11 protein-coding genes are annotated in these 12,209 nt (G+C 33.4%); all 11 read left to right on the forward strand.

All coding sequences use genetic code 11. The features are described 5' to 3' along the window. The coding region (locus DKM50_13565) for a hypothetical protein (protein ID PZM77252.1) at positions 1-1,098 on the forward strand (1,098 nt) is incomplete at its 5' end. A gap of 3 nt (positions 1,099-1,101) precedes the next feature. Further along, on the forward strand, positions 1,102-1,797 hold the full coding sequence (locus tag DKM50_13570; GenBank protein ID PZM77253.1) for an OmpA family protein: 696 nt from the start codon (positions 1,102-1,104) through the stop codon (positions 1,795-1,797). Next, positions 1,797-3,233 carry a hypothetical protein gene (locus DKM50_13575; protein ID PZM77254.1) on the forward strand — a complete coding sequence of 479 codons (1,437 nt, stop codon included), beginning with the start codon at positions 1,797-1,799 and terminating at the stop codon, positions 3,231-3,233. The genes DKM50_13570 and DKM50_13575 overlap by 1 nt, the downstream gene beginning before the upstream one ends. Continuing rightward, positions 3,226-6,483 (forward strand): hypothetical protein, encoded by a 3,258-nt coding sequence (locus DKM50_13580; protein PZM77255.1) that lies wholly within the window; start codon positions 3,226-3,228, stop codon positions 6,481-6,483. Before DKM50_13575 ends, DKM50_13580 begins: the two co-directional genes overlap by 8 nt. A 621-nt stretch (positions 6,484-7,104) precedes the next feature. Beyond that, positions 7,105-7,632 (forward strand): hypothetical protein, encoded by a 528-nt coding sequence (locus DKM50_13585; protein PZM77256.1) that lies wholly within the window; start codon positions 7,105-7,107, stop codon positions 7,630-7,632. Positions 7,633-7,646: 14 nt separating this feature from the next. Further along, positions 7,647-8,093: a nucleoside 2-deoxyribosyltransferase gene (locus DKM50_13590; GenBank protein ID PZM77257.1), complete on the forward strand. Its 447-nt coding sequence runs from the start codon at positions 7,647-7,649 to the stop codon at positions 8,091-8,093. 280 nt (positions 8,094-8,373) lie between these two features. Further along, complete coding sequence (locus DKM50_13595; protein ID PZM77258.1) at positions 8,374-9,417, forward strand: hydroxyacid dehydrogenase; 1,044 nt, start codon at positions 8,374-8,376, stop codon at positions 9,415-9,417. Positions 9,418-9,632: 215 nt separating this feature from the next. Beyond that, the gene (locus DKM50_13600; protein ID PZM77259.1) at positions 9,633-9,914 is read left to right on the forward strand and encodes a prevent-host-death family protein; all 282 of its coding nucleotides are present in this window, start codon (positions 9,633-9,635) and stop codon (positions 9,912-9,914) included. Beyond that, complete coding sequence (locus DKM50_13605) at positions 9,911-10,207, forward strand: type II toxin-antitoxin system RelE/ParE family toxin (protein ID PZM77260.1); 297 nt, start codon at positions 9,911-9,913, stop codon at positions 10,205-10,207. The genes DKM50_13600 and DKM50_13605 overlap by 4 nt, the downstream gene beginning before the upstream one ends. Before the next feature lie 257 nt (positions 10,208-10,464). Beyond that, on the forward strand, positions 10,465-11,031 hold the full coding sequence (locus DKM50_13610; GenBank protein ID PZM77261.1) for a hypothetical protein: 567 nt from the start codon (positions 10,465-10,467) through the stop codon (positions 11,029-11,031). 9 nt (positions 11,032-11,040) lie between these two features. Further along, positions 11,041-12,045: a cell filamentation protein Fic gene (locus DKM50_13615; GenBank protein PZM77262.1), complete on the forward strand. Its 1,005-nt coding sequence runs from the start codon at positions 11,041-11,043 to the stop codon at positions 12,043-12,045. Positions 12,046-12,209: the final 164 nt, after the last annotated feature.

Genomic DNA, 12,209 nt, shown 5'->3' on the forward strand with positions numbered 1-12,209 from the left:
CTGCATCTGAAACTTTTTAATTATTCTCAATCTGGCCGGTTTATTTTGAATCGGCCAGATTATTCAGCAACATTAAGCCGGATTATTCTGAGAAATAACACTATCATGACCACACAAATACAAAAAGGTGTAATACCAGAATTACAATCACTCAAAAACGAAATTGAAAATTTAGGACGAAAACTACAAGACCCTGCAACAGAAATGACTCAAAACGTAGTCAAAGAACTAGAGGTTGCTCTCGGCAATATGATTAACGAATTCAAGACAACGATGTCAGGTTCAACGAAATCCGAACTTGAAAACCTTACATCGTTATTATGCCAAGCTGGTGGTTCTCTTACTGATTTCCCTGAAAAACTTCAGGTTATGACAAACAATCTTAATGAAAATTTTACAGAATTGCAGAATGTAGTACAAGGTATTGCTAAGCAAACTCTTCTACAATCCTCAGAATCAACTGACCTTATGAAAAAACAAACAATAGAAATGTCTGATGCGTTCAAACTGAAAATTGAAGAGCTTCAAATAGGACAAGAGCTACTAGTAAATAAGCAAACACAAAACATACAAATATCAGATAATCTATTAAATTCTTTCAACACAAGTATTGAAAAGATGAACACATTGTCACAGGGGATTTCAGGAACAATCGAAAAAACGAATTCTATTCAGACTGAATTAACTTCAACTGCAAATCATTTACGATTAGTTTCGGAAACCGTCAAAAATTCGACTGATTCGTTTAAGTCTGTTCAATTAATATTTTCTGAACATGTTAATCAATTTCTTTCAAAAAACAAAGAAACAATTACCGAGATACAAAATTCACTAAGCCAAGCCCAAAATGTTTCTACCGATTATGTTGAAAAATTCTCTATTATTGAAAACGGGCTACAGTCAATATTTAAACAAATCCAAGAAGGAATTATTGAGTATAAAAATACTGTTGGGAGCAGCATGGAAAACTATCTAAATAAATACTCCGAATCGCTTACAAATACGGTAGAACATTTAGTTAGTCAAACTAGATCGCAAGAAGATATCGTAGAAGAGCTTACAGAACAATTAAGTATGTTGCGAGAAAGAAAGCTCTAGCCAATGAAAAAACTCTTTTATCATTCAGAAGAAACTGAAAATCCTTTTGCTTTATCCATTGGTGATTTAATGGCAGCATTATTACTGATCTTTGTCTTATTATTAGCATCCACGCTTCTGAAACTTCAAGATGAATTCGAAAGCAAATCTCAAGTGGCGGAACAATATTCCGCAATTAAAGACAACCTTTACAAAGAATTATTGATTGAGTTTAAAAGTGATTTAACAAAATGGAATGCAGTGTTTGACAAAGCAACTTTAGCCATACGATTCAAAGAACCAGATATTCTCTTTGAAACTGGCAAATATGAGTTAAAGGATGATTTTAAAATAATTTTAAAAGATTTTTTCCCGCGCTATATCAAAGTTTTAACAAAAAAACAATTCAAGGACAATATTGAAGAAATAAGGATTGAAGGACATACGGATAATACAGGAGACTATTTCATGAATATGGCTCTTTCGCAAAATCGTACACGCAGTGTTCTTACGTATCTACTAAACTCAACACCAATTAACAAAGAATCTAAATTATGGGTAAAAATAAATCTTACAGCTAATGGGCTTTCATATAGTAAGCCCATAGCAGATAACAATACCATACAAGGAAGAAGCCTAAACAGGCGTGTTGAATTCAGAATAAGAACAAACGCCGAGAAACAAATTGATGAAATATTAAAATATAGTGGTAAAAAATAATGCGAAAAGCAGAAGATCTCCTTAAGTTTAATTTTATGGCGCTAAGCCTATTATGTTCTAATACTTATTCATTACCTACTTACATCTCTAATCTTGCTGATGCGAGAATCAATAAGCTCAATAGAATGACTCAAGAAATCGGAGAAAGCGATTTTAAAAAGTTTACTGGAATAAACTTAATTCCAAAAATTTTTAATAAAATCAAGTCCAGCATCTATACGGGGAAGTGGATTGAGGGCAGCTGGGACAAGCGAGAATTAAAAGTATTAGCATATTCGCTAACATATTCAGAACTCAACCATACCTCAATATTCAGTAACCTTAATGAACTTGAATTTGTCTGTACCTTATTAAAAGCAAACTGGCGAGATTCATTTATCATTGGTTTAATCGACTGTTATCTAAAAAGTTGGGAATCTAACAATACGCATTCATCAGCAAGACTGGAAAATTTAATTATTGAAAAATTAAAACAATATGAAGGTGGACGATCCACACTAAAATCTTTGAAATCGAATATTAGATTTTTTGATAACAAAAATGGCAATTTAGTGTTAGGAACAGAACTCGCAATAAAAAAAATAAACATAACTGATGCAACGAAATACTTAGGCATACCAGATAATTGGTTTACTTATCCCTATTTTTCTAAAGTGTTGTTATCCTACTATGAAAAACGGAAAAATGAATTATCTGAAATTATTGATGGTATCAATACTGCTCTAAGCAACCATAATAATATTATTAGTAATAAAAGGATCATTTCCAAGTTATTAATACAAATTAACGAATCCAAGTTAGAAGATTTACAAGATACCGCAAAAAATATGGCATTTAAATTAATAGGCGACCCTGCCATATCGAGTAACTGGACAATATTTGAGAATGCAACACAAAGCGAAAAAATCGAATTATCTTCTGCAAGGGATATTTTAAATGAATGGGTTACAAAACAATTCATCAGTGTCTTTTTTGAGAAATGTATTAATGATCCCAGAAGGAAACGGTTCTGGTTAAAAATGTCAAAAAACATTACTAGTTTCAAAGTTTTTGGCCCACTTGGCGTAAAACAAAAATTGAAACAAGATGCTAGAATTTCAGAATTCGTTGATAATAGGTTTCAAAAAACAGACAGCCAAAAACAAGTATCCGCTTTTTTAATGCATGTTAAAGATTATAAATTTATTGAATTTAGCGATCCAGGGTATGCTTTTTATGCATACAAGCAAAGCAATACAACAGCTCCATCTTTTAACAGAAAATATTATAGTGTTGAAGACTTCAGAAACGGAAACATGCCACTTTTACTGAACAGACAAGGACATACATTATATAATTACGTTGACGAAGGAAGACTTAGACATACTGATGGAGATATGAAATGGGAAGATGTGTTTTCAATATGGATAAATAAAAAAGCAGGTATAAATGTTTAATTGGGAAGTTAATTGTCATTTTTCTTTTTTTATCACGGATATAACACAAAATAAAATTCCTGTCTCAAAATGGGATGATGTTATATCTGATTATATATCCCAACTCTCGATATTAAACGAATTAGCTGACAATGGTTTTGCTGAATATAAAACAACGACATTAGACGTTGATACTATAAACGTGCTTAATCTAAGTGATATAGACAAACAAATTTTGTGCCTACCAGATCATTATCCATATGAAATATATATTCAATCAGATGGTCAATTAAATCAAACTAGTTTTAAGTTCAAATACGGATTTTACGACTTCACTCCAAATGGCAACCGTTTAAATGTGACAAGGAATGGAGCGATAATTGAAATAGATGAACGTCAATATCTGCTATCAGCAAAACAGTTTCTAATTTGTGAAGAACTTGATAGATTTAACTCATTGCCAGAGAATATAAGAACCTTTAGAAATAACTTGAAGTGTTTTGCAGATATAAAAGCATTTTCACAAGAAGCAGCAAGTGTTCTAGACAGCTACTTACAAAGCCAAAACAGTTATAATCCAGACAAAATAATAATTAAACTTTCTTTTGAAAATAAAATACTTGAAATTATTCCTACTGTTGAAATCGAAAATCAAAATGGATTTGTCGATGCATTTGATAAATTTTTAAGAGTTCAAGAAGTATACCCTATAGCTGATACCAACGGAAATGTAACAAGAGTTGTAATTAATGAAAAACAAAAAAAAGAACTAGAAAATATTAAAGCGAAAAGAAAAATTAGTGATAAAAATGAGATAAACGAAATTATTGAACATCCTGAATATTTCTTTGATGATGAAATAATTGATATCAGTGTTTTCTATAGTGACCGAATAAAAGAAATTGGAATTTATCAACCAAAGTTTTTCCCATTTATTTGTCCTTACAAATCAGAATGGATTCCGGGTATTGAAATAAGGGATAGATTATCTGGAACGAAAAGAATCCATTTAAAAACAGATATGGAGTTAAAGGAATTCGAATCTGAAAAACAAAAAGCACAAAATATAGGCGCAAATTCTTTCAGTTGGAAAGATGTAGAAATGCCTATTGATGAAGCAGAAAAACTCATATGGATTGCAAGGAAACAACAAGAGAATCCCAAAGAACCAATTACTAAAAGAGACAATTTAAAACATTGCCCAATCTTAATTCCCAAAGATAATATCGAATCATTAGAATATAGTGAAGATCAAAATCTAAATACAAATATTCAGCATAGCTTTGCTAGCATTGAGAATCTTAATAAATCCATAGGTCTAAAAGACCATCAAATTGAAGGAATTTCATGGCTTCAAGCTTTAAATAAAAACAAAATGAGTGGTTGTCTATTGGCGGACGATATGGGACTCGGAAAAACCCTGCAAATTTTGTATTTCATTGAGTGGCACGCACAACGAAATAATCATTCAAAACCATATTTAATTGTTGCGCCTGTAACTCTAATAGAAAACTGGGAGAATGAATACAATAAATTCTTTACTCTTCGCAGTCTTCAATTAATTAAACTATATGGTACTACCGAATTAAAAAAAGAATATAACAAGCAAAATATAGATTTTCTACAAAAAAAACAAATAATACTAACTAACTATGAAACATTAAGGGCTTATCAATTTAACCTATGCGCTGTTGATTATGCTGTAGTCGCTCTGGACGAAGCACAGAAAATCAAAACACCAGGAACATTGATTGAGTATGCATGTAAATTGTTAAAATCAGATTTCAAGATTGCTATGACAGGAACTCCAGTTGAAAATACTCTTATTGATCTTTGGTGTATTATGGATTTTTCAGTTCCAGGTCTTTTAGGATGTGCCAAAGATTTTGCCAAAAAATTTCAAAGTCCATTGAAGGAAGAAAAAACTGACATAGTAAAGCTCGGAGAAAAGCTTCGCGATGGAATTGGCATATTTATTAAACGTAGGTTAAAGCAAGATGTTGCAAAAGATTTACCAATTAAATATGACAATGAAAACTCAAGAATAAAAAAACAAATGCCGGAAATACAGTTAGAACGATATAAAATTGAAATTGAATTAGCAAAAAATTCCAACTTACACGAAAAGAACAAAAGGAATCAAGTACTGAAATCTCTTTGGGCAATTCGAGCTATATCCGACCATCCCTTTTTGGTTGACAGTCAAATTTTAAATTTCAGCAGCTCTGAACTTATAGCGTCATCCGCAAAACTTCAAATTTTAGTAGATATTTTATTAGAAGTAAAAAACAAAGATGAAAAAGCTATAGTTTTTGCAGACAGAAAAGATACTCAAAAATTGCTACAGAAAGTTATATACGATATATTTAGCATTTTCCCCAGCATTGTCAACGGTGATACCCCAACTATTAAAAAAGCGAAAGAAACTAATAATCTAAGCAGGCAACAAACTATTGATAGATATCAAGAAGAAATAGGATTCAATATAATTATATTGTCACCATTAGCCGCTGGTATCGGATTAAACGTAACAAAGGCAAATCACATCATCCATTTTACTCGGCATTGGAATCCTGCAAAAGAAGAACAAGCAACTGATAGAGCATATAGAATAGGACAAAATAAAAATGTACACGTTTACTACCCTATGGCTGTATTTCCTGAGTCGATGATAAATGAAGATGGTAATAAACAAAAATCATTTGATGAAACGCTAGATATACTCCTTGCTCGAAAAAAATCCTTAGCAACAAGTACTTTGTTCCCGACAGAACAAGCTGAAGTCAAGCCAGATGAAATCTTTGCCGATATTTTCGGGATTAATTCTACAAATAATCCAACACCTTTAAACTTAAACCAGATTGATCAACTCCAACCAAATCTATTTGAAGCATATATAGCTGCATTATATATTAAACAAGAATATCAGACTTCACTTACACCGTTTTCAAACGATAAAGGTGTTGATGTAGTTGCAATAAAAGAAGGAGAAAATTATTTAGTCCAAGTAAAACAAAGCAAATCTACCATTGGCATATCTTGCGTGCAGGAAATAGTTGCTGCAAAAAAATATTATGAATCTAGATATAAAGAAAGCTTTCAACTCGTTGTTATTTCTAATAGCAATTTTACTGCGCAAACTGAAACTTTATCGAACATTAACCATGTCAATTTAATCAATAGAAAAAAACTTGAACTTTTAATTTCTAAAATTGATATTTCGATTCAGGATATAAACAAAAATGAAACACAACGTATGGCCTATATATAACAAAACAATTTGATCCAAGATATACCGGGCAAATTAATTTAAAAATAAAAAACAATAATTATAGTTTTATCTAACATGAAATTTTTATCGCTAATAAGTGTAATACTCGATCGTCCTAATTGGGTATTGCAGCCCTATTCGAGCTCGTGTCTCATAGGGCTTTGTGCGTAAATGATGCTCAGAACTGCTAATGTGTTTTTGAATTTTGACCTCCTCGCGTCAGATATGCCACTTGGAATTCCTTGCATTCCATTAAAATATATTGATATTAATAAGGAATATTATTAAAATAATACTAAGATAGAGTTGATCAGAGAGACAGTTAGTGTTACTGATATACTAAAAACGTATAACAAAACGCTGCACCAGACCGCTTTAGTGCGGACTACTCTAGAATCTGAATGACTAGCAATAAGGCGATGGTTAGTTTAGAAGCAGAGTGTTAATGATCCAAGCGGCAGGTGAGCTTGGTCGTTATGCCGAAAAAATAAAATCGAGAGAGGCCTGAAAAAAACGGTTGATTATAGTAGAGATTCTTCGGGGGTAATCAAGGTATTACTTTGATTAGAAGGTTCATGTTAAACTTATTTAATAATCACTTTTGCAGGTAATGGAGTAATAATGAACTGGATATATGAGCATACCCCGGATAACAAAGCACGATTTATTCTTGGGGAAAAAGGCAATAAACCCTTGATTTGCATAGGAATTAATCCTTCAACAGCGACTCCTGCCAATTTAGATAAAACAGCGAAAAGGGTACAGAAATATACAAGTGATCTTTGTTATAACTCATGGATAATGCTTAATGTATATCCCCAAATAGATAAAAACTCAGAAAATTTACATAAAGTTAAAGATACTAACCTTCACAAGCAGAATCTTGAATATATCGAATCTATACTAACTATAGAAGGAATAAATATCTGGGCTGCATGGGGAACCATAATCACTGAACGACCATATTTATTTTATTGTCTGCGAGATATACATTTAATTGCTAAAAAAAATAATAAATCCTGGTATAGCGCAGGAAATCTGCTTAAAGATGGACATCCTAGACATCCTTCACGTATGCAAACCGGGCTGCCATTAAAGAAATTTGATATCGATGCCTACCTAAATAAATACATGTTTAACTCAAGATAAGGAAGTATCCATTTATGACTAAAAATATATACTTTGCAGGATCAATTAGAGGTGGCCGGGATGACGCGGCCATGTATGAGCAAATAATCGGCCATCTGCAAAAACATGGCACAGTATTGACTGAGCACGTTGGTAATCTAGGCATCACTGGCAAAGGAGAGGCCAATAATACCGATCTGTTTATACATAATCGTGATATGGAATGGCTAACCTCAGCTGAAATAATTGTCGCTGAAGTAACTACGCCTAGCTTAGGTGTAGGCTATGAAATCGCTAAGGCAACTATTCTGAACAAAAAAGTTTTATGTTTATATCGGCCCGAAAATGGCAAAAAGCTATCCGCTATGATCGCTGGATGTCCCAGTGTGACTGTATGTGAATATCAAAATTTTAATGAAGCAACTGTGGCCATAGACACATTTATGGATAATAATGGCGTTCATAATAAAAAAGATGGGTAATTTTTTGCTTATTACAGAAACTGTCGATTAGTAATTGAGATACAGATTTTAATATGGACAATGCTCTAAACAATCATAGTATGAAAGAAAATAGATTCCTGACTAGAAGCTGTCGGTCTTGAGGAAAGTGAATTAAAGGCATGACAAAACGCTGCACCTGCCCGCTTTTGCTGTCAGTTGATCTAGAAGCTGCATGTCTGTTAATAAGGAAATGGCTAGTTTAGAAGAAAATTATTATAAAAAATTAATGAATAAGAATGTATAAAAGGTATAACAATATATGAAAAAAGAACCAAAGCACTCAGAGATTATCCTCTATAAAACCCAGGATGGCCATATCAAGATAGATACCGTTTTCCAAGATGAAACCATCTGGTTGACACAGGCTCAGATGGCAGAACTTTTCGGAGTAAAAACACCGGCAGTATCCAAGCACTTGAAAAATATCTTTGAAAGCAGTGAGCTTGATGAAAAAGTGGTTATTTCCATTTTGGAACATACCACTGCCCATGGTGCCATTGAAGGAAAAACCCAGGCAAAGCAGGTAAAATACTATAACCTCGACGCCATTATTGCCGTTGGCTACCGGGTAAATTCCAAACGCGCCACTCAGTTCCGTATTTGGGCCACCAACATTCTAAAAGAATATATCATCAAAGGCTTTGCCATGGATGATGAAAGACTCAAAAAAGCCGACCGGTGGGATTATTTTGATGAGTGGTTGGAGCGTATCCGCGATATTCGGGCCTCGGAAAAACGGTTTTATCAAAAAATCCGGGATATATATACGACAGCCATAGATTACGACAAACAGTCTGAGCAGGCACAGCTTTTTTTCAAAAAAGTACAGAACAAGATGCTCTGGGCGATTACTGGAAAAACGGCTGCGGAACTTGTTGAATCACGAAGCAATCCTGATGTTCCCAACATGGGACTGACATCGTGGTGCGGCTCCATAGTAAGAAAACAGGATGTTGGTATCGCCAAGAATTACTTGAATGCTGATGAGATAAAAGACCTTAATGAGATTGTTACCATGTACCTAGATTATGCTGAACGGCAGGCCAGGCAGAGAAAAACCGTTACAATGGAGCAGTGGTCAGACAAACTTGATGCTTTTCTTAAATTTAATGAACAGGAATTACTGACCCATGCCGGAAAGATAAAAGCAGAAGTAGTAAAAAAAATTGCCGAAGAGCGGTATGAACAGTTTGATAGAAAAAGGAAAATTGAAGAAGCAAAAATAGCCGATGAAGAAGATATAAAAGAGCTTGAAAAAATAGAAAAAAAATTGCTTGAAAATAAAAAAATATACCCTAAATAGCAAAAAAGGCATAACAAAACGCTGCACCAGACCGCTTTACTGCTGATTTACCTAAATTATTATGACTATTAAAAAGTATAAGTAATACAGCGGCAAAGTGTTTGAAGAAAAAAGCAGCAGGCTATCGTGATAGTGCCAGTTACACAAGTAGGTTGATGCAAAACAGCACCATATATGTTACAATATATTGTACAAAATAAAGTGCGAGGTGCTATATGAAACGATTGAAAATAAATGAGGATATCAAGCCGCTGTCTGAGTTTCGAATTCAAATTACTTCCTTTATAAAACAAGTTCATGACACGAAACGTCCTCTTGTAATAACTCAGCATGGTAAGGGCGTAGCCGTGTTGATGGACGCTAAAGAATATGAAATACTGCAGGAAAAACTGGAATTATTTGAAGACATTCAGACTTCATTAAATCAGCTTGGAAACGGTCAAGGCATAGAACATGACAATGCGAGAACAATACTATTAAAACGGATTTCTAAATGAGAATAATCTGGTCGCCTTTAGCATTGGAAAGAGCTACAGAGATTGTAGAGTACATTGCTCAAGATAATATAAGTGCTGCAAAAAAGTGGATTAATACTGTTTTTGAGAAAGTCGGACAATTAGAGCTGTTCCCCAATAGCGGGCGAATTGTGCCAGAAATTGAACATGAAAAGTTTAGAGAGCTACTTTATGTTAATTATCGAATCATCTATCAGGTGGCAAAAAAACAAGTAAATATTCTAACAATACGACATGGAAAACAGGTATTGCCTCTTGAAGAAATAATCGCATAACAAAACGCTGCACCCCGCTTCACTGCTGAACTAACTAGATAGTGATAACTAGTAATAAGGCAACGGTTAGTTTAGAAACAAAGTGTCAGAAGAAAAATGCGGCTGGTGAGCTTGGTCGTTATGTATAAGAAAGAAATGGTCGGAAATAGTATTCCGAAAATAATAAAAGATGCCTGTAGCCAATTGAGTATCCAGTAATCTAAATGATAAGATTAATGAATGTACACAAATTTTAGTTTTTATTTAAAGACCTTAAAATGAAAAAAAATGGCGGACAAAATATTGAGATAGTAAGAGAGCTTATTTACTGGTCATATGCAAATCTTGCGATGGCACACACTGCTGTTTACTATAAACAGGAGAAATATGAAAGATTTAATTATATGATAAGAGCCAAGTTATTTAAGGGGCTTAAAGATGGTACTATGAATATGCGAACAATATTTGATGATGAAAGAATCAAGCTAGGTACGGGACAAATATGTAATTATTGTGGTTCAACAGAAAAATTAGCCCTTGACCATATATTTCCTAAAAAATATGGTGGAAAAGATAATGCTGAAAATTTAATTTTTGCCTGTAGAACTTGCAATAGTTCAAAAGGGAAAAAGGATTTAATGGAATGGATGATTTTTCGAAGACAGTTTTTGCCATTAATGATAATTCGGAGATATTTAAAGCTGACATTTAATTATTGTATAGAAAACAATCTAATTGATAAGAAAATTGAAGAATTAAAAGATTTAGTATTGCCATTTAGAATAGATCTTTTACCCATTGCTTTTCCCCTGTCAGGAGAATTGGTCTTAAATATCGAGAAATGAGAATAATAAATGAAGCAAAATTCTGAAATACTGATTTATAAAACGGAAGACAACAAAATTCATATTCAAACTCGTTTACAGGATGAGACAGTCTGGCTGAATCGTCATCAATTGGCAGAATTATTTGATAGAGATATTAAAACTATCGGCAAGCATATCAACAATATTTTCAAAGAAGCGGAACTGGATAAAAATTCAGTTGTCGCAAATTTTGCGACAACTGCTGAAGACGGGAAAATTTATCAAGTAGAACACTATAATTTGGATGTAATTATTTCAGTTGGTTATCGTGTAAAGTCTCATCGAGGCACGCAATTTCGCAAATGGGCAACGGAGCGATTAAAAGAGTACATAGTCAAAGGTTTCACAATGAATGATGAGCTGCTAAAACAGGCAGGTGGTGGAAACTACTTTGACGAACTCTTGCAGCGCATCAGAGATATTCGTTCATCAGAAAAAGTATTTTGGAGAAAAGTTCTTGATATTTATGCCACAAGCATTGATTATGATCCATCAGTAGAAATATCAGTGGATTTTTTTAGAAATATTCAAAATAAAATGCACTGGGCAGCTCATGGCAATACAGCTGCTGAGATAATTTATAAAAGAGCTGATTCCTCAGCACTTTTTATGGGTCTTACTTCATTCAAAGAAAACGAACCTACAAAACAGGAAGTTGGCATTGCTAAAAATTATTTAAATGAGAAAGAGCTTAATATTCTTAATAGAATTGTTACAGTTTATCTGGAAATTGCAGAAATACAAGCTCAAAATCAACAGCCAATGTACATGAAAGATTGGCTTGAAAAGTTGGATGATTTTTTGAAGATGACCGGAAAAGAAATATTAACTCATGCCGGAAAAATTAGCCATAAAATGGCGATTGATAAAGCTGAAAGAGAATATGACATTTATAAAGAAAAAAAGAAAAATGATCTTTCCAGAGTAGAAAAAGATTTTATTAAACAAATAGAAACATCTGTCAAAGAACTGAAGGATAAGGGCAATATCTGAAAGCAGAAAAAACACATAACAAAACGCTGCACCAGACTGCTTTAGTATCGAGTTATCTAGAAAGTGCAGATTCAGGCGCAAGGCGCCAGGTGATTCAGAAACAAGGTATCCAGTCGATTCAGATGTGGTGTCCATGGGATTCAGATTCATGCTGTCCAGGTAAT

Source organism: Candidatus Margulisiibacteriota bacterium, from assembly GCA_003242895.1.
Classification (GTDB): Bacteria; Margulisbacteria; Riflemargulisbacteria; order GWF2-39-127; family GWF2-39-127; genus GWF2-39-127.

Excerpts from the sequence above, each read along its gene's own strand:
- DKM50_13610 (PZM77261.1), top strand. The coding sequence starts at position 10,465 with ATGAAAAAAAATGGCGGACAAAATATTGAGATAGTAAGAGAGCTTATT.
- DKM50_13570 (PZM77253.1), top strand. The coding sequence starts at position 1,102 with ATGAAAAAACTCTTTTATCATTCAGAAGAAACTGAAAATCCTTTTGCT.
- DKM50_13615 (PZM77262.1), top strand. The coding sequence starts at position 11,041 with ATGAAGCAAAATTCTGAAATACTGATTTATAAAACGGAAGACAACAAA.
- DKM50_13605 (PZM77260.1), top strand. The coding sequence starts at position 9,911 with ATGAGAATAATCTGGTCGCCTTTAGCATTGGAAAGAGCTACAGAGATT.
- DKM50_13595 (PZM77258.1), top strand. The coding sequence starts at position 8,374 with ATGAAAAAAGAACCAAAGCACTCAGAGATTATCCTCTATAAAACCCAG.
- DKM50_13600 (PZM77259.1), top strand. The coding sequence starts at position 9,633 with ATGAAACGATTGAAAATAAATGAGGATATCAAGCCGCTGTCTGAGTTT.
- DKM50_13575 (PZM77254.1), top strand. The coding sequence starts at position 1,797 with ATGCGAAAAGCAGAAGATCTCCTTAAGTTTAATTTTATGGCGCTAAGC.
- DKM50_13580 (PZM77255.1), top strand. The coding sequence starts at position 3,226 with ATGTTTAATTGGGAAGTTAATTGTCATTTTTCTTTTTTTATCACGGAT.
- DKM50_13585 (PZM77256.1), top strand. The coding sequence starts at position 7,105 with ATGAACTGGATATATGAGCATACCCCGGATAACAAAGCACGATTTATT.
- DKM50_13590 (PZM77257.1), top strand. The coding sequence starts at position 7,647 with ATGACTAAAAATATATACTTTGCAGGATCAATTAGAGGTGGCCGGGAT.